This is a genomic window from Oerskovia sp. PE-21s, assembly GCF_056158145.1.
In genome coordinates, this window is record NZ_JBUXJM010000002.1 from 397,784 (window position 1) to 423,224 (window position 25,441).

A 25,441-nucleotide genomic window follows, 5' to 3' on the forward strand; every position below is an offset into this window, starting at 1 on the left:
ACGGGCGAACGGCTCGCCCGGACTGGAGGAGCGACATGTCGAGCGAGCGGCCGTCCGAGACGTCCCCCGAGAACTCTCCTGCGTCGGACGACGACGCGCTGCACCGGCCGCGCCCAGAGCCGCGCGCCCCTCGGCGGCGGGCCCTGACGTGGGGAGCGGGAGCCCTCACCTTCAGCGTCCTGACCCTGGGCGGGTTCGCACTGAGCGCGCCGTCGGGGACGGGCGGGAGCGGCCCCTCGACGGACTCCGGACCGGGAGCGACCGGAGCAGCGGCCACGGTCGTCGGCGACAGCGGTGAGGTCACCGTCGCGGAGGGCATGACAAACGTCATCGAGCAACGCTGACGAACCCGACGGAACGGGTGACGGGGCGCACTGCCCGACCCCTCCCGCCGGCACCAGGCTGGAGGCATGGACAACGACACCTTCGGCAGCGGCCCGGGCCGCCCGCTCTCCCCGGACGACCTCGTCATCGACGTGCACGGCCTGCGCCGCCGGTACGCCAGCGGCTCGCGCGGCGCGCAGGGCTTCGAAGCGGTCGCAGGAGTCGACCTCCAGGTCCGGCGCGGCGAGCTCTTCGCGCTGCTCGGGACGAACGGTGCCGGCAAGACCTCGTTCCTCGAGGTCGTCGAGGGGCTCACGCGCCCCACGGGCGGCACGGTCCGGGTCTTCGGCAAGGACCCCTACCGCCAGCGCGCCCAGGTCCGACCCCGCATCGGGATCATGCTGCAGGAGGCGGGCTTCCCGTCCGACCTGACGGCGATCGAGACCGCGCGCATGTGGGCCGGGACTCTCACGGCACCGCGCCCCGTCGAGGAGGCCCTCGACCTGGTCGCGCTGCGCGGCCGCGCCGACGTCACCGTGAGCTCGCTCTCGGGCGGTGAGCGACGTCGTCTGGACCTCGCCCTGGCGCTGCTCGGGCGCCCCGAGGTCCTGTTCCTCGACGAGCCCACCACGGGGCTGGACCCCGAGAGCCGCCGCTCGGCCTGGGACCTCGTGCGCGGGCTGCTCGACGACGGCACGACCGTCGTCCTCACGACCCACTACCTCGAGGAGGCCGAGCGCCTCGCGGACCGCCTCGCGATCATGCACGGCGGCCGGATCGTGCAGGAGGGCACGGTCGCGGACATCGTCGAGGCCGAGCCCTCGTTCGTCCACCTCGACGAGGAGAGCGTGCGCCCCCACCTGACGGACCTGCCGCTGCTGCCCGGGGAGACGCTCACGCGCATCGAGGGCGGCACCGTGGCGATCGCGACGCGCGACCTCCAGCGCACGCTCGCCGTGCTGCTCGCGTGGGCGACCGACCGCGACGTGACCTTCGGCCGTATCGAGGCGCGCCCCGCGTCCCTCGAGCAGGCCTTCCTCGCCATCGCGGACGGGCCCGGCAGCGCCCGGACCGGGTCCACGTCCACCACCGACCTGACGGAGCGTGCCGCATGACCACCCTCGCCCCCACCTCGACCCGCGCCCCGGGTGCCCCGTCGACGCCGCGAGCCGCGAGCGGCCTCGCCGGCTCGCTGCGCCGCATCTCCGCGCTCGTCCGCGCCGAGACCACCCTCCTCCTGCGCAACCGCACGGCCCTGTTCAACGGGGTGCTGCTCGCCCCCGCCATGGTGGCCTTCCTGCACTTCTCGGGCGCGTTCGAGGTCTTCGTGGGCGACGACGCGGGAGCCTCGATCATCGGCGCGTTCGCGCTCACGAGCCTCGTCTGCTTCGCCCTCATGTTCGTCGTCTACTACAACCTGGCCAGCGCCTACGTGGCCCGGCGCGAGGAGCTCGTGCTCAAGCGGCTGCGGACGGGGCAGTGCTCCGACGCGGAGATCCTGGCAGGAGCCGCGACGCCCGCGGTCGTGACCATGCTGGGACAGCTCGTCCTGGGTGGGGTCGCGATCGCGCTCTGGATCGGGCTCGACGCCCCGGCGAACGTCCTGCTGCTGCTCGTCGCGGTCCTCGGGGGGACGTTCGTCTTCGCGGCGCTCGCGGCCGCGAGCACCGCGTTCACTCGCACGCTCGAGTCCGCGCAGCTCTCGACGCTGCCGGTCATGGCGCTCGCGCTGCTCCTGTCCGGGACGACCCTCCCGCTCACGATGCTCCCCGAGCGCGTCCAGACCCTCGCCGAGCTCACACCCCTGCACCCGGTCGCCGAGCTCCTGACGATCGGCCTCACGGGTCTCGGGCCCGACGGCGTCGCGGTGGGCTTCGGGGAGACGTTCTCCCTGGCGGCGGAGCCCCTCGCGGTCCTGGCCGCCTGGTGCGTGCTCGGCGCGTGGCTCGCGACCCGGTACATGCGGTGGGAGCCGCGCCGTTGACCTGTGCCCCCGTGGCGGTCGCGCCCGGCCTGCACGTGCCGGCCCAGCCGCATGACAGGCTGGTGCCCGTGAGCCGCAACCCCCTCGTCGGCGCGTGGTCGCGCCGCTCCAACCCCGAACGGTTCGACACCTACACGCGCTGGTCGCTGTACGTCGTCGCGACGTTCGAGCTCTTCGTGGTGCTCTGGGTCGTCGGCGAGGTACCCACGGGGCACCCGGCCCTGCTCGCCCCCCTGATCGGGCTGTGCCTCGCGCACACCGCGTCGTGCGTCGTCGTGATCCGGTACGGGGTCACCCGGTTCCTCGGCGGCCCGCCGCCTCCCCGGTGGGCCCTGGGCGCCATGTGGGGGCTCGCGCTCGCGACCTGCGTGGTCGGCCTCGCGGCGTACCCGACGGGTGAGGGGTCCATGTTCCAGGGCAACACCCCGGTCCTGGTCGTGACCGCGGCGACCGCGTTCTCGGTCGCGGCCTGCGCGCCGCTCCTGACCTTCCGGTGGTTGGCGCTCGGGGCCGTCGGCGTCGCGGCGGTCTCGGGGCTCGTCTCGTGGGCCGTCGCCCCGGTCCGCGACGAGACGGCGGCGGGCATCGCGGTAGGCCAGGGCATCGGCGTCGTCCTCATGTGCGTCGGCATCTTCGCGTCCTACCGGGTGTCGGTGTGGATGCTCGGGATCGTGTGGGAGCAGGAGCGCAACCGGGTCCTGCACGCCCGCCTCGCCGTCGCCGAGGAGCGGCTGCGCTTCTCGCGCGACCTGCACGACGTGTTCGGACGCACGCTCTCGGTCGTGGCCGTCAAGAGCGAGCTGGCCGCCGAGCTCGCGACGCGCGGGCGCCCGGGAGCCGCCGAGCAGATGCTCGAGGTGCGCCAGATCGCGCAGGACTCGCTGCGCGAGGTGCGGGCCGTGGTCGCCGGGTACCGGGCCACGGACCTGCCGGCCGAGCTCAGCGGGGCCCGCTCGGTCCTGCGGTCGGCCGACATCGAGACCACGATCGAGTCGTGCGGCGACGAGAAGGATGCCGGGCTGCCCCTGGGCACGCAGGAGGCGCTCGCCTGGGTCGTGCGCGAGGCCGTGACCAACGTGGTCCGGCACTCGGACGCCACCCGGTGCGAGATCACGCTGCGCGTCGACCGGGGCGAGGCGGTGCTGACCGTGACCAACGACGGCGTCCCCGACCTCGACCGCACCACGACCAGCCCGGGGAGCCCCAGCGGGTCCGGGCTCATCGGCCTGGGCGAGCGGCTCGCCGAGGCGGGCGGGCGCCTCGAGACCCATCTCGTCCCACCCGTCTTCCGCCTCACGGCCAGCGTCCCGCTCCCCGGCCCGGGCATGGGTAGCCTCGTCCCGCGCCTGCCGCGCGGCCCCCGGGGCCGTGGCTCAGGCGCGCCCAGCCCCGCCGAGGAAGGCACCACCCCGTGATCCGCATCCTGCTCGCCGACGACGAGAACCTCATCCGTGACGCGCTCGCGACCCTGCTCTCGCTCGAGGACGACCTCGAGGTCGTCGTCCAGGCCGCGTCGGGGCCGGAGGCGCTCGCGGCCGCGCGCAAGCACTCCCCGGACGTCGCGGTGCTCGACCTCCAGATGCCCGGGCTCGACGGGATCGAGGTCGCCCAGGCCCTGGCCACCGAGGTGCCCGGGTGCGGGGTCGTCATGGTCACGAGCCACGGCCGACCGGGGTACCTCAAGCGCGCGCTCGAGGCCGGCGTGCGCGCCTTCCTGCCCAAGACCGTCTCCTCCCGCGTCCTCGCGGACGTCGTGCGCCAGGTCCAGGCCGGCGGGCGCTACGTCGACCCCGAGCTCGCGGCCGAGGCCATCGCGGCCGGCTCGAGCCCGCTGACGCCTCGCGAGGCCGACGTCCTGGAGCTCGCGGCCGGGGGAGCGCCCGTCGAGGAGATCGCGACCCGCGCGTCGCTCGCCCCGGGCACGGTCCGCAACTACCTCTCCTCGGCCGCCGCGAAGCTCGGGGCGACCAACCGGCACGAGGCCGTGCACCTGGCGCGGCGGCACGGCTGGATCTGAGCCGTCGTGGCCGCGGCGTCGGGCCCGCGCACCCAGGGCGCGCGGCGCCGTCGGGCCCGACGACGGCACGCGGCCCGGTAGGCTCGGTGACCGTGCCGAAAGCTCATCCTGACAGCCGCGCGTACCGCCTCGTCGCGCTCGTCGTGCGACCCATCATGTTCACCATCACCCGCCGTGACTGGCAGGGCGAGGAGAACATCCCCGCCACGGGCGGGTTCATCGCTGCGGGCAACCACATGTCGAACATCGACCCGCTGACGTTCGCCCACTTCCTGTACGACAACGGGCGGGCTCCCAAGATCCTCGCCAAGGCGTCGCTGTGGAAGGTTCCGTTCTTCGGCGGCCTCCTGAACCGCACAGGCATGATCCCCGTCCAGCGCAACACCGCGGGGGCAGCGTCCTCGGTGAGCGCGGCCGTCGACCAGCTCACGCTCGGCGAGTGCGTCGCGGTCTTCCCCGAGGGCACGCTGACGCGTGACCCGGACCTGTGGCCCATGGTCGGCAAGACCGGTGCCGCGCGCCTCGCGCTCGCGAGCCGCATGCCCGTGGTGCCCATCGCACAATGGGGCATGCAGGACATCCTGCCGCGCTACAGCAAACGGTTCCGGCCGTTCCCGCCCAAGAAGGTCGCCGTCCACGCCGGGCCGCCCGTCGACCTCTCGGACCTCTACGAGCGTCCGATCGACACCGTGACCCTGCGCGAGGCCACCGACCGCATCATGGACGCCATCACGGGGCTCCTCGAGGACATCCGCGGGGAGAAGGCCCCCGCCGAGCGCTTCGACGTCCGCAAGAACCCCGGCTCGGAGGAGCGCAAGTGAGCGACCAGCAGATCATCGCGACCGTCCTGGGCTCGGGGGCGTGGGGCACGACGTTCGCCGCGGTCCTGGCCGACGCCGGGTGCGAGGTCCGCCTGTGGGGCCGCAACCCCGAGGTCGCGGCCGACATCAACGCGACCCGTCGCAACTCCGCGTACCTGCCCGACATCGACCTGCCCGCAGGGCTCACGGCCACGACCGACGCGGCCGAGGCGCTGGCAGGGGCCCAACTCGTCGTGGTCGCGATCCCGTCGCAGAGCGCCCGCGCGACGCTCGCGCCGTTGCGTGAGCACCTCGCCGAGGGGGTCGTGGCGGTCTCGCTCATGAAGGGCGTCGAGCTCAGCACCGACCGCCGCATGAGCGAGGTCGTGGCCGAGGTGTGGGACCTGCCGCTCGACCGGGTCGCGGTCGTGTCCGGGCCCAACCTCGCACGCGAGATCGCCGAGCACCAACCGACCGCGACCGTGGTCTCCGCGACCGACCCGGAGACGGCCCGCTTCGTCGCGGCGGCCTGCTCGTCGTCCTACTTCCGGCCGTACACCAACTCGGACGTCGTGGGCGTCGAGCTGTGCGGCGCGGTGAAGAACGTCATCGCGCTCGCCGTGGGCATCGCCCAGGGCCGCGGGTTCGGGTTCAACACGACCGCGACGGTCATCACTCGCGGCCTCGTCGAGATCACGCGCCTCGGGCTCGCGCTCGGAGCCGACGCCGAGACGTTCTCGGGTCTCGCGGGCATGGGGGACCTGGTCGCGACCTGCACGTCCCCTCTGTCCCGCAACCACACGCTCGGCAAGCACATCGGTCGTGGCATGAGCCTCGACGAGGCCGTCGCGGCCACGGGCGGCACGGCGGAGGGGGTCAAGTCCTGCCGGTCGGTCCTCGAGCTCGCGCAGAAGGTGGGCGTCGACATGCCCATCACGGCCGGCGTCGTCGCCGTCCTGCACCAGGGCATGCCGGTCGACGACATGGCCCGCGGGCTGCTCTCACGGCCCCAGAAGTCCGAGGGCGTGACGTCGGGGCGCTGAGGCGACCGCTCCGCTCCGCCGGCTCTGCGCACCCAGGGGCGCCGAGCCGGCAGCCGTCACACGTCGTCGTTGCGCACCTCGACCACGACCCGCGTCGGGTCGGTCAGGGCGTAGACCCGGAACGGGCTGACCTCGTCCGTGCCGATGAATGCCTGCGTGTTCCCCTCGAAGACCCCGCGGAGCACGACATCCTCGACCTCGTCGGCCTCCGCGACCCGCAGCGGGTTGGGGCCCGCGTACTCGCTGACCCCCGTGTCCATGGGGTAGCCCGAGCCGGAGATCATGACCTGGAGGGTGCCGTCGCCGTCGACGGCGATCACGTCCCCCTTCCCGTCCTCGATCGCCTCCGGGACGTACTCGACGCGCCAGCCGGGCGTGCCCGTGCCACCGAGCTCGAAGACCACGCGGTCGAACCCGTCGTGGCGACCGACGCGCACGTCGGTGACCGTCAGCGCCGCACCGGCCGACGGCTCCGACGTGTCCGGGTCCGTGTTCGCGGGGAAGGGCGGGGCCGTGGTCGAACCGTCGTCGTCGGTGGACCCGGACGGGGCGTCCGTGGCGCCCGCCGAGCTCGACGGTTCGGGCGACGTGGACGGGGAGGGAGCGGGGGACACGGTGGAGGGGGACCCGCTGGTCGTCCCGTCGTCACCGTCGTCGCCTGCGCAGGCCGTGAGTGCGAGAAGTGCGGCCACGACTGCGGCGGAGAACGCTACGTGTCGGTGTCGTCGGGTCGTGGCGTACATCGGATACCTCCTGGAGCGACGTCCCCGAGAGCCTCTCCCGGGTGACCTTTGAGCCTAGGCGTGCCAAGACACGGATGCATGGAGGCAGGGTTTCGATCCGGGGGCGAGTTCGTCACGCCGCGCGACCGACGCGCCGTGGCCCGCTCCCTCGCAGGTGGGATGACAGCGTCTCCCGCCCGCCCTACCGTGGTCCCATGTCGTGGTTGAGCGGTGTCGGCGGGACCCTGTTCCTCATCGTCCTGATCGTGGTCGTCGCCGTGGTCGCGATCGAGCGCATGGTGAGCGGGCGCTCCAGGGACCGGCAGCTCGGGGACGGGCGAGGGTCGGGCGAGAGCGCCGGGGTCGGCGCGTTCGGTGAGCTCGTCGACGTCTTCCAGCCGAGCCGGGTCCACCTGACCGAGGAGAAGGAGCGTCAGCGGCTCGACATCGCGCAGGCGCCGTCCACCGCGCCGCCGATCGACGTGGACCTCGAGTCGGGGGTCGTCGTCTTCAGCGCGGACGTGTACGAGCCGCGGCCCGCCGAGCCGCAGGTCGTCGAGGGGACGGCCGCCGCGCGCTAGCCGCGGACCGCCGCGCGCAGGGCCTGGTCGAGGTCCGCCCACAGGTCCTCGACGTCCTCGATGCCGACGCTCAGGCGCAGCAGGTCCTCGGGGACCGTGTGGGACTCGGTCGCGAATCGCCTCCGGCGCTCGAGGCTCGACTCGACCCCGCCCAGGCTCGTCGCCGGGACCCAGAGCTCGACGGCCTCGACGAGCGCGTCGGCGGCCTCGCGACCGCCTCGGGGGCGCAGCCCGAGGATCGACCCGAAGCCGTTCATGGTGCGGGCCGCACGCTCGTGGCCAGGGTCGGTCAGCAGGCTCGGGTGGCGGACCTCCTCGACGAGCGGGTGCTCGGCCAGGCGCCGGGCGATCTCGGCGGCGTTGGCCTGGGAGCGCTCGACGCGCAGCGCGAGCGTGCGCAGCCCGCGCAGCGCGAGCCACACCTCCCACGGCCCGGCGATCGCGCCGTGCAGGGTCCGGTAGGCACGGGCCTTCGTGGCCAGGTCCGGGTCGTTCGTGACGACGGCCCCGAGCACGACGTCGGAGTGGCCCGCGAGGTACTTGGTCACCGAGTGCACGACGACGTCCGCACCCAGGGTGAGCGGCTGCTGCCCGAGCGGGGTCGCGAAGGTGTTGTCGACCGCGGTGAGCACGCCCTGCTCGCGTGCCGCGGCCAGGAGCACAGGCAGGTCCGCGACCTCGAGCATGGGGTTGGTCGGGGACTCGAGCAGGAGCAGGTCCGCCCCGCCGATCGCGGCGAGCACCTGGTCGGTGTCGGCGACGTCGACCCGGACGACCTCGACCCCGTGCCGGGCCGCGAGGTCGTCGGCGAACCCCAGCGTGACCTGGTAGGCGTGCCGGGGCAGGACGACCTTGCCGCCCGCCGGGACGAACGAGAAGACCGCCGCGACGGCCGCCATGCCGCTGCTGAACACGATGCCCGGCTCCGAGGCCCCCTCGAGGGTGGCCAGGGCCTCCTCGAACGGGTGCCACGTCTCGGTGTCCATGCGCGTGTAGAGCAGCTCGCCGGGTTGCTGCACCCCGCGTGACACGTACGTCGAGGACAGGACCACGGGCGGGTTGACCGGCCCGCCCTGCTCGCGCGGCGGGCGTCCCGCAGCGACCACGATCGTGGCGGGGGACAGCGGGGCGCGGTGGACGGTGGGCTCGGTCGTCATGGGGGTGAGATTACGCCTGGCGGTCGGGTGGGTGCCGCGGGCAACCGCCAGGTGGGAGAGAGAGTCGCCTCAGTCCTCGAGCGGCCCCAGCATCGCGCTCGCGAACGTCGAGTGCGCGGACTCGTCGTCGGACGGGTGGAAGATGCCCGCGAGAACGTCGCGGTAGAGCCTCCCGAGCTCGGAGGACGCGAAGTAGGACGACCCGCCGGACACCCGGATCGCCTGGTCGACGACGACGCGCGCGGTCTCGGTGGCGCGCACCTTGAGGCCCGCGACCGCGGTGAACCAGCCCGCGCCACGGTCCACGAGGGCGTCGATCTCTCCTGCGAGCTGGTCGATCTGCGGGTAGATCCCGTCCATCGCGATGCCCGCGTCGGCGACCCGCCAGCGGATGTCGGGGTCCTGCGACAGCGGCCTGCCGCCGTTCTTCATCGAGGTACGTCGGTGGGCGTTCTCGACGGCGAGCTCGAGGGCGCGCCTGCCGATGCCCGTGTACACCGACGCGAGGAGGACCTCGAACGTCGTGAAGATCGCGAGCACGAGCGGGTCGGTCGAGGGTCCGGGGGCCAACCGCCGCACGACCCGGTCGGCCGGGGCGTGCGCGCCCACGAGCATGGTCGTGCGGCTCTGGCTCGCGCGCATGCCGACCGTGTCCCAGTCGTCGAGCACGTCGACGCCGCCGCCCTCGCGCGTCACGAACGCGTGCACGAGTCGCGGGTCGCCCTCCAGCGTGGGGCCGTCCTCGGGGGCCGTCTCGATCCCGAGCACGCCCAGCCGCGTCCACGCGGGGGACAGGGACGTGAAGATCTTCCGGCCGTGGAACGAGTAGCCGCCCTCGCCGTCGGGGCGGGCCTGCGTCCGGGACCCGAAGAGCACCAGGTCGTTGCCCGGCTCGGAGTAGCCGAACGCGAAGACCTCACCGCGCGCGGCCTCCTCCAGGACGAAGTCGAGCGAGTGGTCCCCGCGCTCGTACAGGTAGCGCGCGACGCCGGTCCACACGTGGTGCATGTTCACGGCGAGCGCGGTCGCCGGGGCCGCTCCCGCGAGGCGGATCTGCTCGTGCGCGACGTCGCGCAGGCCCAGGCCCGGGCCGCCCATCGCCGCGGGCACGAACGCCTTCAGGTAGCCGGCCGCGGTCAGCTCCTCGAAGTCCTCGGTGAAGAACGAGTTCTCCCGGTCGTAGGTCGCGGCGCGCGAGCGGATGCGGTCGAGCAGGTCGTCGGTCAGCAGCGGAGAGGTCATGCCCCCGTTCTACCACCGCCCGTCCACCTCCCGGGCGCCTCGTCTGCCCCCGTTCGTGTTCACGCTGTCGCACGCGGTTCCGGTAGGGTCGTCGGCGATGTCCAGCCAGCCAGAACCCAGTGCTCCCGCGCGCAAGACGCGCGTCCTCATCCTCTTCGGCGGACGCTCCGGCGAGCACGTGATCTCGTGCGCCACCGCGGGTGGCGTGATGCGCGCGATCGACCGCGAGCGCTACGAGGTCATCCCCGTCGGGATCACCAAGGCGGGGCAGTGGGTCCTCGCGGCCGACGAGCCCGAGCGCTGGGAGATCACGCCCGGCAACCTGCCGGAGGTCACGGCGACGGGCGGCGAGGTGCTGCTGCCGCTCGCGGTGGGGCAGCGTGCGCTGCGCGTCCTGGAGCCGGGCGAGTTCCCGCGCGAGCTGGGCGAGGTCGACGTCGTCTTCCCGCTGCTCCACGGTCCGTTCGGCGAGGACGGCACGCTCCAGGGCCTGCTCGAGCTCGCCGACGTGCCCTACGTGGGCGCGGGCGTGCTCGCGTCGGCCGTGGGCATGGACAAGCAGTTCATGAAGCTCGTCCTCGCGGGCCAGGGCCTGCCCATCGCGCCGTACACGGTCATCCGCCCGGGGGAGTGGGACCGCAACCCGGCCGCCTGGACCGAGACGGTCGCGGGCCTGGGCCTGCCCGTGTTCGTCAAGCCCGCCCGCGCCGGGTCAAGCCTCGGGATCACCAAGGTCGACGACCTCGCAGCCCTGCCCGCGGCGATCACCGAGGCGCGGCGCCACGACCCCAAGGTCCTGGTCGAGGCCGGCGTCGTGGGCCGCGAGATCGAGTGCGCGGTCCTCGGTGGGCGCGAGGGCGAGCGCCCGCGGGCGTCGCTGCCCGGCGAGATCGTCGTGACCGACGCGCACCACGACTTCTACGACTTCGAGGCCAAGTACCTCGACGAGGCGGGCGTCGAGCTGAGCTGCCCGGCCGACCTGCCGCCGCACCTCGTCGACGAGGTCCGCGACATCGCGGTCCGCACGTTCGAGGCCGTGGGCGCCGAGGGGCTCTCGCGCGTCGACGTGTTCGTGACGACCGACGGCCAGGTCATCGTCAACGAGATCAACACGATGCCGGGCTTCACGCCGTTCTCGATGTACCCGCGCATGTGGGAGAAGTCCGGCATCACGTACCCGGAGCTGATCGACGAGCTCATCCAGCTCGCGCTGCAGCGCCCGACCGGGCTGCGCTGAGCCGGGCCCGGGCCGGCGCCGCACCCAGCACGGCGCCAGCCCGGGCCGCGCGACTCACATGCAGTAGCGCGTCTGCTCGACCTTGGACACCGCGCGGTTGAGGTCGGACACGAAGGACGTGGACTGGGTCTGCTGCACCTTCGGCGGGATCTGGACCTCCACCGCGGGGTCGCGGCCGTAGGTCACGAACGTCCAGGTGTTCTTGCCGTCGTCGGTGACGATCCAGTCGACGCTGCCCGCGGTGCTCGGCACGCCCATGCATCCGACCGTGGTGGGCTCGGGCGGGGTCACGCCGCAGCGCAGCGTCACGGCCGCACCGGGTTCACCCCAGGCGGCGGTGGCCTGGCTGTCGGTCTTGATCTTGGGCAGGCCACCGAGCTCGTCGGGGACCGCGAGGACGACCTCGGCGCACTTCGGGTCCGCGGCGTCGTCCGCGACCGGGACACCGATGGTCGGTGCACAGGCACCGAGGCCCGCGGCGACGGCGACCAGCAGGATCCCGGTGAGCGTCCGGCGTCGGGCAGGGGTACGAGGGGCGTTCAGCACCCTCCAACGGTAGCCGCTCCGGCGGGTGCGCCGGTCCCGCGTAAGGTGGCGCCGTGACCGATCCGAACGAGAACCCGACCCTGGTGCGCGAGACCTCGGAGGAGGAGCTGCTCGCGGCGATCTTCCCGCTCCTGCCGACGGGCGAGGCGACCCTCGTGGGTCCGGGCGACGACTCGGCCGTCGTGAGCGCGCCCGACGGCCGCTTCGTCGTCTCGACGGACGTCCTGGTCGAGCGTCGCCACTTCCGCCCGGAGTGGTCCACGGGGTACGACGTCGGGTGGCGCGCCGCGATGCAGAACCTCGCCGACGTCGCGGCCATGGGTGCGCGACCCACGTCGCTCGTGGTCTCGCTCGTGATCCCGGGGCACCTGCCCGTCGAGTGGGTCACGGGCCTCGCGCGCGGCCTCGCCGCGGCGTGCGCACCGAGCGGTGCGGCCGTCGTCGGGGGAGACCTGTCGAGCGGCGACGACGTGGTCGTCGCGGTCACGGTCCACGGGGACCTGGGCGGGCGGGCGCCGGTCCTGCGCTCGGGCGCCCAGGTGTCCGACGTCGTCGCGCACGCCGGGCGGAGGGGGTGGTCCGCCGCGGGGCTCGCCCTGCTCGACCACGACCTGGGGGACGTGGACCGGGAGCTGGTCGACGCGTACCTGCGACCCGAGCCGCCGCTCGCCGCGGGGACCGCGGCAGCCGACGCCGGGGCGACCGCGATGCTGGACCTGTCCGACGGCCTGCTGCGGGACGCGGGACGCGTCGCGCGCGCGAGCGGAGTCGGGATCGACCTGGCCCTCGACGCGTTCGCGGCGGACCTCGCACGGCTCGCCCGGGCGGCGTCCGCCGTGAGCTCGGCCACGGGTCGCCGCCCGCCCGGGGAGTGGCCGTCCGCCGCGGCGGACGCGGGGTCGGGCGACCCGGCGGCGATGGCCCGCGACTGGGTCCTGACGGGCGGAGAGGACCACGGGCTGCTCGCGACCTTCCCTGCGGGGACGGTCCTCCCGGCGGCCTTCCGGGCGGTCGGGCACGTGGTGGCTGCGGGACGACCGGGGCCGGACGCGCGTCCGGCAGTCACGGTCGACGGGGCCGCGCCGCGGGGCGGCGTCGGGTGGGACCACTTCCGGGGCTGAGCCGCTGACCCGCTGGACGAGGGCGAGGGGGTCACCCCACGCGGGGTGACCCCCTCGACGGGAGCGCGGGTGCGGGCGGGTCGGCCGCGGTCAGGACCTGCGGCGGTACCGCACCTGGGTCAGGTCGCGACCACCGATGTCGTCGCGTCGCTCGACCCCGTCCGGGGCGAACCCGTGACGACGGTAGAAGTGCTGGGCGCGGTCGTTGTCCTTGAGCACCCACAGGGATACAGGGGTGCGCGGAGGGACCTTGCCGAGCATGGTCCGCATCAGGTCACGTGCCACGCCGCGGCCCCAGGCCTCGGGGTCGAGGTAGATGGCGTAGATCTCGAGGTCGCCGTCGTCGGCGTCCTCGTCGCGGGCCGGCCCGATGCTGGCGAATCCCAGGGCCCGCCCGTCGGCCTCGGCGAGCAGGATGTCGGCGCCCGAGCTCGTGAGGTTCGAGGTCCAGGCCGCCTCACGCTGGTCGTGGTCGAGAGAGGCCAGGTACTCGTCGGGGACGATCCCGGCGTAGGCCCCGCGCCAGGACGCGATGTGCACCTGGGCGATCGACGCCGCGTCCTGCGGTGTCGCCGTGCGGATCGTTACCTCGTTGAGTTCCGTCACCATGACCAAATCCTGCCACTTCCGTGGAGATCCGCCAACCCTCTTTGTCCGGATCTTCAGCAAATCTCCCCAAGGGGATGTGATGTCGGCTTCGCCGAGGGGTGACGCGGTCGTCGGCGTCGCCCCTCGCGGTCCGTCGTCCACCGATCCTCTCAGCCTTTGGCGGTTGCCGCCTGCGGGCCGTCGAGGGTGCCTGGGACCACGGCCCGTCGGACGTCGTCCGCGATCAGGTCGCCGTTGGTCGCCGCCGCGGCCTGGACCCCGGCCGCGGCTGCGGCGACGACCTGCGCCATGATGTTCGTGACGTTGCCGGCGACGCGGACCCCGGGCAGCGTGGTCGCTCCCATCGGGTCCGAGGGCACGTACGTCCCGACCACGGTGCCGTCGACGACCTGCTCCGCGGTCTCGATCCCCAGGGACTCCAGGACCGCGGACCGGGCCGTGAAGCGGGGTGCGACCACGAGCGCGGCGCACGGCACGACCTCGCCGGACACCAGTCGTACGCCGTGCAGCGCGTCGTCCTGGACGTCCAGGGCCTCGACCAGGGCGTCGACGACCCTGACGCCGCGGGCGTCGAGCGCGGCGCGGGTCGTCGCGTCGGGCGCGGGCGAACCGTGCAGGAAGAGCGTCACGTCGTCGGTCCACTGGCGCCACATCTGGGCCTGGTGGAGCGCCATCGGGCTCGTGGCGAGGATGCCCACGGCCTGGTCGCGCACCTCCCAGCCGTGGCAGTACGGGCAGTGCAGGACGTCCTTGCCCCAGCGCTCGGCGACCCCGGGCACCGCGGGCAGCTCGTCGACGAGGCCGGTCGTGACGAGCAGCTGACGGGCGCGCAGGTCCCGGCCGTCCTCGAGCCGGACCTCGAACCCGCCGTCCGGCAGCGGGGCCGCCGCCTCGACCGTGCCCTGCGTGATGCGACCGCCGTATGCCGTGACCTGCCCGCGTCCTGCGGCCAGGAGCGCGGCGGGGTTCTCGCCGTCGCGCGACAGGTAGCCGTGCATGTGCGCGGCCGGTGCGTTGCGGGGGCGGCCCGCGTCGACGACCAGGACGCTGCGCCGGGCGCGGGCGAGCGTCAGGGCTCCGCTGAGCCCGGCCGCGCCGCCCCCGACGACGATCACGTCGTAGACGCCGGGAGTGCTGTCGGTGTGCGGGATCTCACCCGTGGCGGGTGTCGTGCTCGTGCGGGTCATGGGGACCACCTCCTCGTCGAGCATCGATGCGCGGCGTCCCTGGTGGCAATTCCTGTTGCCGGAGTGGCAAACTCAGGGGCATGGACGCACCAGCGGACGCATCGGACGACCCCTTCGCCGCAGCCCTAGAAGCCGTCGGGCCGCGGCTGCGCGCGCTGCGCCAGCGGCGCCAGCTGACCCTCGTCGACCTCTCCGACCGCACGGGCATCTCCGTGAGCACCCTGTCCCGGCTGGAGTCCGGGGGGCGACGCCCCACGCTCGAGCTGTTGCTGCCCCTGGCCCGCGAGCACGAGGTCCCGCTCGACGAGCTCGTCGGCGCCCCGCCCACGGGGGACCCACGCATCCACGCGCGGCCCGTCAAGAGGGGCGACTCGACGATCCTGCCGCTGTCCCGTCGGCCGGGAGGGGTCCAGGCCTACAAGCAGGTCCTGCACGGACGGACCTCGGACGTGCTCCCGGAGACCAAGGTGCACGAGGGCTACGAGTGGCTGTACGTCCTGGGCGGGCGGCTGCGGCTCCTGCTCGGTGAGCACGACCTGGTGCTCGGCGAGGGCGAGGCCGCGGAGTTCGACACCCGCACCCCGCACGCGATCCTCAACGCCGACGAGCACCCGGTCGAGCTCCTCGTCCTGCACGGCCCCCAAGGGGAGAGGGCGCACTTCCGGGCTCGGCCCAAGCAGCGTCGCGCCGATTGATCCGCGAGTTCCTGGAAACGCGAAAGCCCGCCAGGACGAGTCCTGACGGGCTTTCGGCGAACGAGCGGGAAGGCTCAGACGTGACGGACGACCTTGCCGGCCTTCAGGCACGAGGTGCACACGTTGAGACGCTTCGGGGTACCCGAGACGATCGCACGGACGCGCTGGATGTTCGGGTTCCAGCGACGCTTCGTACGGATGTGCGAGTGCGAGATGCTGTGCCCGAAGCTCGGGCCCTTGCCGCAGACTTCGCAGTTGGCAGCCACGATTTCTCCTGATCGTCGTGCACGCCTCCGCGAAAGGACAGCGGCGACGTAGTGAATGGTCTGTGGGGTGAACGCTCCGAACCAGCGCGTGCCGGGGAACGTCCGTGGTCGCCCGGATCTGTCCGGGCAACCTCCATAGGGTAGCCGATAGCCACCCTCCACCCCAAACCGACCCCGAGAGCGTGCGTGGTGCAGCGCGCGGGGCGGACTACGGTGGTCCGGTAAGTATCGCAGGCTCTGCGGGGGTTCGGCACCCTCGCGTGCCCGACCCCCACGAAGGAGCCCCACGAGCGTGACGGACGGCACGGAGCACATCGAGCCCGCGGTGGTGCGGACGTGGGTGGCGGAGACGGTCCGGGCGCTGGGCGAGGCCCGGGCGCGCATCGACCGCGCGAACGTCTTCCCCGTCGCCGACGCGGACACGGGGACCAACCTCTTCCTGACCGTCACCGAGGGCGCACGGGCCGTGGGCGAGGTGCCCGACGGCGCGCCCGTCGACACCGTGCTGCTCGCCTTCGCGCGGGGCGCCCTGATCGGGGCCCGCGGCAACTCGGGCGTGATCCTCAGCGAGTACCTGCGCGGCTTCGCGGGCGCGACCACCGTGGCCGACGAGCCCGTGGGCGCCCTGCGGGTCGCGACCCGGCTCGAGGCCGCGGCCCGCTCGTCCTACGCGGCCGTCGCGGTCCCGGTCCCCGGGACGATCCTCACCGCGGCCGACGGGGCCGCCGTCGCGGCCCGTGCCGCGGCGGAGGCCGGGGCAGACCTGAGCGGCGTCGTGCGCGCGGCGCGCGCGGGAGCGCACGAGGCCATGCTGCGCAGCCCCCGAGAGCTCGACGTCCTGTCCCGCGCGGGCGTGCTCGACGCCGGGGCCTTCGGGCTCGTGCTCGTGCTCGACGCGCTGTGCCACGCGCTGGGAGCCGTCGACGACGGCCCCGGTCTCGGGCTCGGCACGAGGGGCGCGCTGTCGGTGGCCGACGGCACGATGGCCCGCATGACGAGTGGGACGACCGGCGTCGACGACGTGACCGACGTCACGTCGGTGCCCGCACCCGGCCCGGCCCTCGTGGGCAGGACGACCGCGCAGGCGAGCGGCATCGTCGTGCCCGTCGCGGGCGCAGCGCCCGGCGAGCACGCGCCCGTCGGGATCGACGGTGAGTTCGAGGTCATGCTCGTGGTCGACGGCACCGACGGCACCGACGGCACCGACGCTCCGGCCCCCGCGACGCCGCCGCTCGCCGACGCGCTACGGGCGGCTCTCGCGCAGGTCGGCGACTCGGTCGTGGTCGTGGGGGAGGGCGTCTGGCAGGCGCACGTGCACACCGACGACCCCGCGCGGGCCGTCCATGCCGCCCGGGCCGCGGCCGGCGGTGCCCGGGGAGCCCGGCTGCGCCAGGTGTGCGTGCGTCACCTCGCGACGCAGGTCGCAGCGCGGGGCAGCGTGCACGGGCACGCGCTCCCGACATCGGGCGAGGTGCCCGAGCACGGCGTCGTCGCGATCACGTCGGCCCCCGGCCTCGTGCCGGACCTGGCCCGCAGCGGTGCCGTCGTCCTCCTCGCGACCGACCACGCGCCGACCCCGGGCGAGGTGCTCCGCGTGGCCGTGGACACCGGTGCGCGCACCGTCGCGGTCCTGCCCGGGAGCGCGGGCGCGGCCGACGCCGCGCGCGAGGCCGAGGGGCTCGTCGGCCAGGGAGCCGGCGACCTGCGCGGCATCGAGGTGCTCGACGCCCCCACCGACCTGCACGTCGTGGCCGCGCTCGCGGCGGCGACCCTGGGCTCCGCCGCCGCCGACGCCGTCGCCCTCATGAAGGCGACCCTCGAGGAGGTCCGCGCGGTCCAGGTGCCCGCGGACGGGACGCTCGTGCGACCCGCGCTCGAAGGCCTCCTCCGCACCGACGACGAGGTGCTGACCGTCCTGCCGGGACGCTGGGTCGACCCGGTCGTGGTCGACGTCGTCGCGGGCATCGCCCGTCAGTGCGTCCCGGGCATCGAGGTCGTCGTCCTCGACTCCGGACGCGACCACGCCGACCTGGAGCTGGGAGCAGAATGAGCAGCGACCCTCGTGCCGCCGCCCCGGGGGCGGACGCAGACCACCTGACGGGCACGCGACGCCTCGCGGGCGACCTGGTGACCGGGCCGGTCGACCGATTCGCCGAACCCCTGACCAAGGTCCTCGGCCCACGCTCGGCGGGCGCCCTCGCCAAGCTGGGCCTCGAGACCACGGGCGACCTGCTCGGGCACTACCCGCGCCGGTACGGCGACCCGGGCAAGCTCACCGACCTCGGCGGCCTGGTGCTGGGCGAGCACGTCACGATCATGGCTCGGGTCGTCCAGGCGACCGTGCGGGCCATGCGTTCTCGCGGCGGAGCCATGCTCCAGGCCGAGGTCACCGACGGCGTCCACCGCCTGTCGCTGACGTTCTTCGCCAAGGGCACGGGCGCACTGCGGACGCACGAGAGCCGTCTCCAGCCCGGCCGCACGGGCCTGTTCACGGGAGTCGTGAGCGCCTACCGGGGGGCCCGCCAGCTCACGCACCCGGACTACCTCGTCATCGGGGTCGACGCCGACGACGAGGAGTCGGCCCTCATCGAGGCGCGCCGCCCCATCCCGCTCTACCCGGCGAGCGCCTCGATCCCGAGCTGGCGCATCCAGAAGGCCGTCCGTCAGGTCCTCGACCCGCTGACCGAGGACGAGGTGCCGGACCCGCTGCCGCCCGCCGTCCGTGAGGCCCGCGGGTTCGGGTCGCGGCACGCGGCGCTCAAGGACGTCCACGAGCCGTTCGACACGCGCCAGTGGCAGCACGGCCGCGACCGGCTGCGCTACGAGGAGGCGTTCGTCCTCCAGGCGGCGCTCGCCCAGCGACGCGCGCGGGCCGAGGCCGAGGAGGCGACGGCCCGGTCGCTGCGCGCACCGGGCGAGCCCAGCGCGCTCGCGGACTTCGACGCGTCCCTGCCGTTCACGCTCACGGCCGGCCAGCGCGAGATCGGCGAGGAGATCTCCGGCGAGCTCGCGCGCTCGCGGCCCATGCAGCGCCTGCTCCAGGGCGAGGTGGGCTCGGGCAAGACGGTCGTCGCGCTGCGCGCGATGCTCCAGGTGGTCGACGCCGGAGGCCAGGCCGCGCTCCTGGCGCCCACCGAGGTGCTCGCCTCGCAGCACGCCCGCACCCTGCGGACCCTGCTGGGGCCGCTCGCGGAGGAGGGCATGCTGGGAGGGGCGGACCACGGCACGCGCGTCGCGCTCCTCACGGGGTCCATGGGCGCCGCGGCCAAGAAGGGCGCGCTGCTCGACGCGGCGAGCGGCCGGGCGGGGATCGTCGTCGGGACCCACGCGCTGCTGAGCGAGAACGTGCAGTTCGCGGACCTCGGCCTCGTCGTGGTCGACGAGCAGCACCGGTTCGGCGTCGAGCAGCGCGACGCGCTGCGCGCCAAGGCCCGCACGAGCCCGCACCTGCTCGTCATGACCGCGACGCCCATCCCGCGCACGGTCGCGATGACCGTGTTCGGCGACCTCGAGACGTCCTCGCTCACCGAGATCCCGGCCGGACGCGCGGGCATCACGACGCACGTCGTCCCCGCGGACAACGAGGCCTGGATGAACCGCACGTGGCAGCGCGTGCGCGAGGAGGTCGACGCGGGCCACCGCGCCTACGTGGTGTGCGCACGGATCCACCCCGACGAACCTGCGGCCGACCCGGGTGCTGACGACGGAGCGCGCGCCACCGCGAAGAAGAAGACCCGGACCGACGACTTCGACGAGGTGCCCGACTTCCTCGACCTCGACGAGAGCGCCACCGGCTCCGACCGCCCACCGCTGCGCGCGGTGCTCGAGGTCGCCGAGGAGCTCGCGAGCGTACCCGCGCTGCGTGGGCTCGCCGTCGGGGTCCTGCACGGGCAGATGGCGCCCGCGGACAAGGAGAAGGTCATGGCCGACTTCGCGTCGGGGGCGGTCCAGGTACTCGTCTCCACGACAGTCGTCGAGGTCGGCGTGGACGTCCCCGAGGCCACCGTCATGGTCGTGTTCGACGCCGACCGCTTCGGCCTCTCGCAGCTCCACCAGCTCCGTGGCCGCGTGGGCCGAGGGGCGGCGCCGGGGCTGTGCCTGCTGGTCTCGACCGTCGAGCCCGGCACCCCCGCGGCCGTCCGCGTCGAGACCATGGCCGAGACGACCGACGGCTTCCGCCTCGCGACCGTGGACCTCGAGCTGCGCAGCGAGGGCGACGTGCTGGGCGCGGCCCAGTCCGGCAGGGCGAGCTCGCTGCGGCTGCTGCGCGTCGTCAAGGACGTCGCGGTGATCGAGCAGGCACGCGCCGACGCGGCCGAGGTGATCGCGGCCGACCCAGACCTGGCGGGGCACCCCGAGCTGCGCGCCGCGATCGCGAGCCAGCTCGACCCCGAGCGCGAGGAGTTCCTGGAACGGGCGTGACGCTCCTGCCCGCCGAGGGGGACGCGCTGGGGTGCCGAGGGTGACCGTGCCGCCCGTCTAGGCTGTCCGCATGACGAGGATCGTGGCCGGGACGGTCGGTGGACGCAGCCTGCAGGTGCCCCCCAAGGGGACGCGGCCCACGAGCGACCGGGTACGTGAGGCGATCTTCTCGCGGCTCGAGCACTACGGGGTCCTCGACGGTGCCTACGTCCTGGACCTGTACGCGGGGTCCGGTGCCCTGGGCCTCGAGGCCGCCTCGCGGGGCGCGCAGCGGGTCGTGCTCGTGGACGCGGCGCGCGTCGCGGCCGAGGTCTGCCGGGCCAACGTGAAGACCCTCGCCCTGACGAACGTGCAGGTCGTCCAGGACAAGGCCGAGAAGTTCGTCCAGGCGCCCCCGTCGACCACGTGGGACGTCGTCTTCATCGACCCGCCCTACGACGTGTCGGAGGCCGTCGTCGCAGAGCTCCTGCGCCAGCTCGCGCAGACCTCGGCGCTCGTCGACGACGCGGTCGTCGTGGTCGAGCGCTCGACGCGCAGCCCCGAACCGACCTGGCCGGCCGGGTGGGAGCTGCTCGCCCGCAAGGACTACGGCGAGACCGCGGTGTACTACGCGGGCCCTGCGACGGCCGAGGAGCCTCAGGAGCCGCAGGCAGACGCCTCCTGAGGTCCGCGCGAGACGGGTGACGGGGACTGGTCAGACCACCGGCGCCCGCAGCGACGACCTGTCGAGCAGGCCCACGGGCACCCGGTCCAGCTCGTCCGCGCCGAGCAGCGCGACCCGGTCGCCCGACACCGCGTCGAGCAGCGCACGCGTGGGGGCGTCGTCGGCCAGGGACCCCTCGCTGGCCTCGAAGTACTCCCGCAGGAACGTGCGCAGCGGCGCGGCGGGGACGCTCGTCGCCCCCGGGTCCTCGGTCGCGAGCGTCATGAGCAGCAGCGCCGGGACGCGCTCGGCCCCCGGTTCGTTGCCCGGCTGGAAGTACGGCACCGCGAGCACGCGCCCCCCGTGGCGGGCGTAGAACCGCAGCCGCGCCTCGGGGTCGCCGTGCGCCTCGCTCGCGGCATGGAACCGCGGGTGCTCGACCTCGCCGAGCACCATGACCGGGCGCAGGTCCTTCAGCCACGCGGAGACCGCGGCCCCGAGCAGCGCGGCACCGATGCCACCTCCGCGGCGCCCCGGGGCGATCGCCAGGTACTGCACCAGCAGGACACGCGCCTCGGCCGACCAGGACCCGACGACGCCCGCCACCACGCGACCGGTCGGCCCCGCGCCCGCCGCGCCTGCCGCGCCCGCCGCGCCCGCCGCGCCTGCCGCGCCCGGCTCGGCCGGGGGAGCGGCGCCGTCGGGCACCTCGACGACGCCCAACGACTCCAGGTGCCCCGCCGCGTGGTCCGCGAGGAACGAGTCGAGCGAGACGAGCTCGGCGGGCGGGAAGGACGGGAGCAGGACGTCCCGGTAGAGCTGCGTGAGCTGCTCGACGGAACGCAGGGGGACGACGACGGGGCCGGACTCGGGAGGCATGGCCCCATCCTGCCGCGCCCGCGGCTTCCGCGCAGGACGGTCGTGCGGCCCCCGCCGCCCTGACCTGCCCGGATTCTCGGCAGGCGTGTACTACCGTGGCGAGGTGACCATCGCCGTCTGCCCGGGGTCCTTCGACCCCCTCACCCTCGGCCACCTCGACATCGTCCGCCGAGCGCGGTCGCTGTTCGACGAGGTGGTCCTGGGGGTCGCCCGCAACTCCTCCAAGTCCGCGCTGCTGAGCGCCGAGCAACGCGTCGAGATCGCCCGTGCGGCCCTCGACGCCACGCCAGGCCTCGAGGACGTCCGGGTCGAGATCGTGCCGGGGCTGCTCATGGACTTCTGCCGCGAGGTCGGGGCCGCCGCGGTCGTCAAGGGCCTGCGCGGCGGCGCGGACTTCGACGCCGAGCTGCCCATGGCCCTCATGAACCGCCACCTCGAGGGCGTCGAGACGGTGTTCGTCCCGGGCGACCCCGCCCTCGCCCACGTCGCGTCCTCGCTCGTCAAGGACGTGGCCCGCTTCGGCGGCCCCATCGACGACCTGGTCCCGGCCGGGGTCGGTGACGTCGTCCGCCAAGCGATCGCGGAACGGGCGGGCGCGGCGCTGGCCCCGGCGACGCAGGCGACCCCCACCACGGAAGGAACAGGCCGATGAACGACCACCCGCTCGGGCAGACCGAGGACGAGGCGCAGACCGAGGCCGGTCTCCACGTGATCCTCGACGACCTGGCGCTCCTCGTCGAGAACGCCCGGGCGATGCCCATGTCGTCCTCCGTCCTCGTGCACAAGGCCGACGCCCTGGCTCTCGTCGACGAGATGCGCCAGGCGCTGCCCGAGCAGCTCGCGCACGCGGACGAGGTCCTGGCCGAGGCCAACGCCGTCCTGGAGGACGCGAACCGGCAGGCCGAGGACATCCTCAACACGGCACGCGCCCGCGCGATCGAGCTGGTCCAGAAGGAGCAGGTCGCGGTCCAGGCCGAGTCCCGCGCCCGGGCGATCGTCGAGGAGGCCGAGCGGACCGCCGCGGAGCTGCGCGTCGACGCCGACGACTACTGCGACCGCCGCCTGGCGGAGTTCGAGGTGGACCTCGGCAAGGTCATGGCGCAGGTGCACGCGGGGCGCGCCAAGCTGGCGCAGCGCATCGGCGAGTACCAGGAGTCGGCCGAGCAGGCCTGACGCGGGCCGGACGCGGCGGGGCGCGGCCCGGCGCAGGCCCGTTCGTCCGACTTGCCCGCCGGCCGCACGGCGGGCAGTTCGCGAGGTTCGACGGCAGTTCGGGGATGCCGTAAGATAGTCCGTTGGTCCTGCCTGTCATCGGCTGGGACCGAGGACGTTCGTCCATCCCGTGGGCTCCCCCGAGTTCTCGCGGGGCGGACGTGCGTGCTGTGACTTTGAACACCGGTGGCCCGCTCGGGTCGCCGAAACCCTGTGGAGGAACCCATCACTCTCGACTCGCGCTCGCCTCTTGTGCTCGACACGTACGAGCTCGGTCGGCGTCCCGGATCGATGCGTGAGGTGACTCGCTCGGTCAAGGCCCCGGCCGACCTCGGTACCGTCGTGATCGGCATCCCTGAAGGCACCGACCTCGAGCTGGACGTCCGGCTCGAATCGGTGATGGACGGTGTGCTGGTGACGGGGACTGCTCAGGCCCAGGCGGTCGGGGAGTGCGTGCGGTGCCTGGAACCGGTGACGGCTGACGTCGTCGCGGACATCCAGGAGCTGTTCGTGTATCCCGAGCGTGCGAAGGCCGCGGCAGAGTCCGGTGACGACGAGGACGAGGTGTACGAGCTCGAGGGCGACCTGATCGATCTCGAGCCCGCGCTTCGGGATTCCGTCGTCACTGCACTACCATTCAGACCGTTGTGTCAGCCCGATTGCCAGGGCCTGTGCTCCGAGTGCGGAGCACGTCTGGCGGAGGATCCTGATCACTCGCACGACATTGTCGATCCCCGGTGGTCGGCACTACAGAGCATGCTCGAGGATCCGAGCGTGTCCGACGAGACGAAAGAGAGCTAGCCGTGGCTGTTCCGAAGCGCAAGATGTCGCGCAGCAACACCCGTGCGCGTCGTTCGCAGTGGAAGACCACCGCCGCGAACCTCACGACCTGCCCGCAGTGCAAGGGCGACAAGCTGTCGCACGCTGCGTGCCCGACCTGCGGCACCTACAAGAGCCGTCAGTACGTCGAGGCGCTGCGCACCGAGCACGCAGGCTGAATAGCGTGACGCCGGACGCCCCCGCGGCCGCCGGTCTTCTCGAGAGGCTCGGGATCCACCTGGATCCCGAGCTTCTCGTGCTTGCACTGACGCACCGTTCCTTCGCCCACGAGCACGGCGGGATCCCGACCAACGAGCGCCTCGAGTTCCTCGGCGACGCGGTCCTGGGCCTGGTCGTGACCGAGGCGCTGTACCGCCGCCACCCGGATCTCCCCGAGGGCGAGCTCGCCAAGATGCGCGCCGCCACGGTCTCGCAGAAGTCCCTCGCCGCGATCGCGCGCACCCTGGGGCTCGGCGGGTACATCCTGCTCGGCAAGGGTGAGGTGCGGACCCGCGGGAACGACAAGGACTCGATCCTGTCGGACACCGTCGAGGCCCTCATCGGTGCGACCTACCTCAGCCACGGCCTCGAGGTCGCGCGCGACCTGGTGCACCGTCTCGTGGACCCGACTCTCGCGGTCGCCGCTGACCTTGGTGCCGGCCTCGACTGGAAGACCTCGCTCCAGGAGGCGGCCGCCGCGCGGAACCTCGGCGCCCCCGCGTACGCGAGCCAGGGCGACGGGCCGGACCATGCCCGCACCTTCACGTCCGAGGTGTCGCTCGACGGCGTCGTCTACGGGACCGGCAACGGTTCTGCCAAGAAGTACGCCGAGCAGGACGCCGCCGAGATGGCCTACCGGGCGATCGTCGAGCTGCCGCTCCCCACGACGGACGCGCCTGCAGGCTCCGCGCCCGGCCCGGCCGAGCCGGTCGACGGGGCGCACGGGACCCTTGCCTGAGCTCCCCGAGGTCGAGACCGTCCGCGACGGCCTCGCCCGTCACGTCACGGGCAGGGTCGTCACCGGCGTCGAGGTCCTGCGCGACTACTCGGTCCGCCGCCACGAGGGCGGCCCCGAGAGCTTCCGCGGCCAGCTCGTGGGCCAGCACGTGGGCGCCGCGGTCCGCCGGGGCAAGTACCTGTGGCTCCTCCTCTCGCAGGCGCCAGCCGATGCGACGGGTCGCAGCCCCCTGCCCGACGGCGCAGCGCCCACGGGCGCGCACGTCACCGCGCTCATGGCGCACCTGGGCATGAGCGGCCAGCTCCTGGTCCGCTCGGGCACGGCCGCGGTCGACAAGGTGCCGCACCTGCGTGTCCGGCTCGAGCTGTCCGCGCTCCCCGGTGAGCCCGGGACGCCGCGGACCCTCGACTTCGTGGACCAGCGCACGTTCGGACACCTGTCCGTGACGGACCTCGCGCCGACCCCCGACGGCGGCCCTGGTGGCTGGGGCTCGGCTCTCGCGGAGATCCCCGAGCCCGCCGCCCACATCGCGCGCGACCTGCTGGACCCCGCCCTGCGGCGCGACGACCTCGTGAAGGCGATCCGCCGTCGTCGGACCGGTATCAAGCGGGCCCTGCTCGACCAGCGCCTCGTGTCCGGCGTGGGCAACATCTACGCCGACGAGGCGCTGTGGCGCGCCGGCCTCCACTACGCGCGCCCCACCGACACCCTGCGCCTGGCCGAGGCGCACCGCGTGCTCGACGCCGCCGAGGAGGTCATGCGAGAAGCCCTCGCCCAGGGCGGGACCAGCTTCGACGAGCTCTACGTCAACGTCAACGGCCAGTCCGGGTACTTCTCGCGCTCGCTCGCGGTGTACGGCCGCGAGGGCGAGGCGTGCACGCGCTGCGGGGCGCTCGTGCGGCGCGACGAGTTCATGAACCGGTCGTCGTACACGTGCCCCGTCTGCCAGAAGGTGCCGCGGAACGCACGCTGGTAGA

Annotated in this window: 28 protein-coding genes; 20 read left to right on the plus strand and 8 right to left on the minus strand. The window is 73.8% G+C overall.

From position 1 onward, the window contains the following. Positions 1-35 precede the first annotated feature (35 nt). The 7 genes from ACZDYF_RS04790 (at position 36) to ACZDYF_RS04820 (ending at position 6,168) form a co-directional block, all read left to right on the plus strand. A complete protein-coding gene (locus ACZDYF_RS04790) occupies positions 36-344 on the plus strand; it encodes a hypothetical protein (protein ID WP_475054104.1) in 309 nt (102 codons plus the stop codon). Positions 345-410: 66 nt separating this feature from the next. After that, positions 411-1,439 carry an ABC transporter ATP-binding protein gene (locus ACZDYF_RS04795; RefSeq protein WP_475054106.1) on the plus strand — a complete coding sequence of 343 codons (1,029 nt, stop codon included), beginning with the start codon at positions 411-413 and terminating at the stop codon, positions 1,437-1,439. Further along, positions 1,436-2,308 (plus strand): ABC transporter permease, encoded by an 873-nt coding sequence (locus ACZDYF_RS04800; protein WP_475054109.1) that lies wholly within the window; start codon positions 1,436-1,438, stop codon positions 2,306-2,308. The genes ACZDYF_RS04795 and ACZDYF_RS04800 overlap by 4 nt, the downstream gene beginning before the upstream one ends. 68 nt (positions 2,309-2,376) lie before the next feature. Then, a complete protein-coding gene (locus ACZDYF_RS04805) occupies positions 2,377-3,723 on the plus strand; it encodes a sensor histidine kinase (RefSeq protein WP_191789271.1) in 1,347 nt (448 codons plus the stop codon). Beyond that, positions 3,720-4,325, plus strand: a complete 606-nt coding sequence (locus ACZDYF_RS04810; protein WP_191789270.1) for a response regulator transcription factor — start codon at positions 3,720-3,722, stop codon at positions 4,323-4,325. The genes ACZDYF_RS04805 and ACZDYF_RS04810 overlap by 4 nt, the downstream gene beginning before the upstream one ends. 92 nt (positions 4,326-4,417) lie before the next feature. After that, positions 4,418-5,146, plus strand: a complete 729-nt coding sequence (locus ACZDYF_RS04815) for a lysophospholipid acyltransferase family protein (protein ID WP_318243615.1) — start codon at positions 4,418-4,420, stop codon at positions 5,144-5,146. Beyond that, positions 5,143-6,168 (plus strand): NAD(P)H-dependent glycerol-3-phosphate dehydrogenase, encoded by a 1,026-nt coding sequence (locus ACZDYF_RS04820; RefSeq protein ID WP_475054114.1) that lies wholly within the window; start codon positions 5,143-5,145, stop codon positions 6,166-6,168. Before ACZDYF_RS04815 ends, ACZDYF_RS04820 begins: the two co-directional genes overlap by 4 nt. A 56-nt stretch (positions 6,169-6,224) precedes the next feature. Here the strand turns inward: ACZDYF_RS04820 and ACZDYF_RS04825 are convergent, their stop codons facing one another. Continuing rightward, positions 6,225-6,860 (minus strand): AMIN-like domain-containing (lipo)protein, encoded by a 636-nt coding sequence (locus ACZDYF_RS04825; RefSeq protein WP_475054117.1) that lies wholly within the window; start codon positions 6,858-6,860, stop codon positions 6,225-6,227. Between the two features lie 245 nt (positions 6,861-7,105). On the opposite strand from ACZDYF_RS04825, the gene ACZDYF_RS04830 reads away from it, so the two are divergent. After that, positions 7,106-7,471, plus strand: coding sequence for a DUF6191 domain-containing protein (locus ACZDYF_RS04830; protein ID WP_475054120.1), 366 nt, complete (start codon positions 7,106-7,108; stop codon positions 7,469-7,471). On the opposite strand, the gene ACZDYF_RS04835 is transcribed toward ACZDYF_RS04830, so the two are convergent. Together ACZDYF_RS04835 and ACZDYF_RS04840 are read right to left on the minus strand one after the other, a co-directional pair. Further along, positions 7,468-8,628: a trans-sulfuration enzyme family protein gene (locus ACZDYF_RS04835; RefSeq protein ID WP_475054124.1), complete on the minus strand. Its 1,161-nt coding sequence runs from the start codon at positions 8,626-8,628 to the stop codon at positions 7,468-7,470. The genes ACZDYF_RS04830 and ACZDYF_RS04835 overlap by 4 nt on opposite strands. Positions 8,629-8,697: 69 nt before the next feature. Next, positions 8,698-9,870, minus strand: a complete 1,173-nt coding sequence (locus ACZDYF_RS04840; protein ID WP_475054127.1) for an acyl-CoA dehydrogenase family protein — start codon at positions 9,868-9,870, stop codon at positions 8,698-8,700. A 97-nt stretch (positions 9,871-9,967) separates the two neighbouring features. On the opposite strand from ACZDYF_RS04840, the gene ACZDYF_RS04845 reads away from it, so the two are divergent. Further along, on the plus strand, positions 9,968-11,107 hold the full coding sequence (locus ACZDYF_RS04845; RefSeq protein ID WP_475054130.1) for a D-alanine--D-alanine ligase family protein: 1,140 nt from the start codon (positions 9,968-9,970) through the stop codon (positions 11,105-11,107). Positions 11,108-11,161: 54 nt separating this feature from the next. On the opposite strand, the gene ACZDYF_RS04850 is transcribed toward ACZDYF_RS04845, so the two are convergent. Continuing rightward, positions 11,162-11,653, minus strand: coding sequence for a DUF3515 domain-containing protein (locus ACZDYF_RS04850; RefSeq protein WP_307824027.1), 492 nt, complete (start codon positions 11,651-11,653; stop codon positions 11,162-11,164). A gap of 53 nt (positions 11,654-11,706) precedes the next feature. On the opposite strand from ACZDYF_RS04850, the gene ACZDYF_RS04855 reads away from it, so the two are divergent. Beyond that, complete coding sequence (locus ACZDYF_RS04855) at positions 11,707-12,774, plus strand: thiamine-phosphate kinase (RefSeq protein ID WP_204808307.1); 1,068 nt, start codon at positions 11,707-11,709, stop codon at positions 12,772-12,774. Positions 12,775-12,864: 90 nt separating this feature from the next. Here ACZDYF_RS04855 and ACZDYF_RS04860 read toward each other — a convergent pair whose 3' ends face one another. Then, the gene (locus tag ACZDYF_RS04860) at positions 12,865-13,383 is read right to left on the minus strand and encodes a GNAT family N-acetyltransferase (protein ID WP_191789263.1); all 519 of its coding nucleotides are present in this window, start codon (positions 13,381-13,383) and stop codon (positions 12,865-12,867) included. Between the two features lie 149 nt (positions 13,384-13,532). Beyond that, complete coding sequence (locus ACZDYF_RS04865; RefSeq protein ID WP_475054135.1) at positions 13,533-14,570, minus strand: NAD(P)/FAD-dependent oxidoreductase; 1,038 nt, start codon at positions 14,568-14,570, stop codon at positions 13,533-13,535. An 80-nt stretch (positions 14,571-14,650) separates the two neighbouring features. On the opposite strand from ACZDYF_RS04865, the gene ACZDYF_RS04870 reads away from it, so the two are divergent. After that, positions 14,651-15,265: a helix-turn-helix domain-containing protein gene (locus tag ACZDYF_RS04870; RefSeq protein ID WP_191789261.1), complete on the plus strand. Its 615-nt coding sequence runs from the start codon at positions 14,651-14,653 to the stop codon at positions 15,263-15,265. Positions 15,266-15,339: 74 nt separating this feature from the next. Here ACZDYF_RS04870 and rpmB read toward each other — a convergent pair whose 3' ends face one another. Then, positions 15,340-15,531 (minus strand): 50S ribosomal protein L28, encoded by a 192-nt coding sequence (gene rpmB, locus ACZDYF_RS04875; RefSeq protein WP_030150850.1) that lies wholly within the window; start codon positions 15,529-15,531, stop codon positions 15,340-15,342. 292 nt (positions 15,532-15,823) lie between these two features. On the opposite strand from rpmB, the gene ACZDYF_RS04880 reads away from it, so the two are divergent. The 3 genes from ACZDYF_RS04880 (at position 15,824) to rsmD (ending at position 20,617) form a co-directional block, all read left to right on the plus strand. Next, positions 15,824-17,581, plus strand: coding sequence for a DAK2 domain-containing protein (locus tag ACZDYF_RS04880; RefSeq protein ID WP_475054140.1), 1,758 nt, complete (start codon positions 15,824-15,826; stop codon positions 17,579-17,581). Next, the gene (locus ACZDYF_RS04885) at positions 17,578-19,953 is read left to right on the plus strand and encodes an ATP-dependent DNA helicase RecG (protein WP_475054143.1); all 2,376 of its coding nucleotides are present in this window, start codon (positions 17,578-17,580) and stop codon (positions 19,951-19,953) included. Before ACZDYF_RS04880 ends, ACZDYF_RS04885 begins: the two co-directional genes overlap by 4 nt. 70 nt (positions 19,954-20,023) lie before the next feature. Further along, positions 20,024-20,617, plus strand: coding sequence for a 16S rRNA (guanine(966)-N(2))-methyltransferase RsmD (gene rsmD, locus ACZDYF_RS04890; RefSeq protein WP_475054148.1), 594 nt, complete (start codon positions 20,024-20,026; stop codon positions 20,615-20,617). A gap of 30 nt (positions 20,618-20,647) precedes the next feature. On the opposite strand, the gene ACZDYF_RS04895 is transcribed toward rsmD, so the two are convergent. After that, positions 20,648-21,475 carry a hypothetical protein gene (locus tag ACZDYF_RS04895; RefSeq protein ID WP_475054150.1) on the minus strand — a complete coding sequence of 276 codons (828 nt, stop codon included), beginning with the start codon at positions 21,473-21,475 and terminating at the stop codon, positions 20,648-20,650. A 103-nt stretch (positions 21,476-21,578) separates the two neighbouring features. Here ACZDYF_RS04895 and coaD point away from each other — a divergent pair, with 103 nt between their 5' ends. The 6 genes from coaD (at position 21,579) to mutM (ending at position 25,440) form a co-directional block, all read left to right on the plus strand. Next, complete coding sequence (gene coaD / locus ACZDYF_RS04900; RefSeq protein WP_475054152.1) at positions 21,579-22,127, plus strand: pantetheine-phosphate adenylyltransferase; 549 nt, start codon at positions 21,579-21,581, stop codon at positions 22,125-22,127. After that, positions 22,124-22,648, plus strand: coding sequence for a hypothetical protein (locus ACZDYF_RS04905; protein WP_191789255.1), 525 nt, complete (start codon positions 22,124-22,126; stop codon positions 22,646-22,648). The genes coaD and ACZDYF_RS04905 overlap by 4 nt, the downstream gene beginning before the upstream one ends. A 252-nt stretch (positions 22,649-22,900) precedes the next feature. Continuing rightward, complete coding sequence (locus ACZDYF_RS04910) at positions 22,901-23,488, plus strand: YceD family protein (protein ID WP_056648462.1); 588 nt, start codon at positions 22,901-22,903, stop codon at positions 23,486-23,488. Between the two features lie 2 nt (positions 23,489-23,490). Next, positions 23,491-23,685: a 50S ribosomal protein L32 gene (gene rpmF, locus ACZDYF_RS04915; protein WP_030150858.1), complete on the plus strand. Its 195-nt coding sequence runs from the start codon at positions 23,491-23,493 to the stop codon at positions 23,683-23,685. A gap of 5 nt (positions 23,686-23,690) precedes the next feature. Further along, positions 23,691-24,464, plus strand: a complete 774-nt coding sequence (gene rnc / locus ACZDYF_RS04920) for a ribonuclease III (RefSeq protein ID WP_307824028.1) — start codon at positions 23,691-23,693, stop codon at positions 24,462-24,464. Further along, on the plus strand, positions 24,457-25,440 hold the full coding sequence (gene mutM, locus ACZDYF_RS04925; RefSeq protein WP_204808321.1) for a bifunctional DNA-formamidopyrimidine glycosylase/DNA-(apurinic or apyrimidinic site) lyase: 984 nt from the start codon (positions 24,457-24,459) through the stop codon (positions 25,438-25,440). The genes rnc and mutM overlap by 8 nt, the downstream gene beginning before the upstream one ends. Position 25,441: the final 1 nt, after the last annotated feature.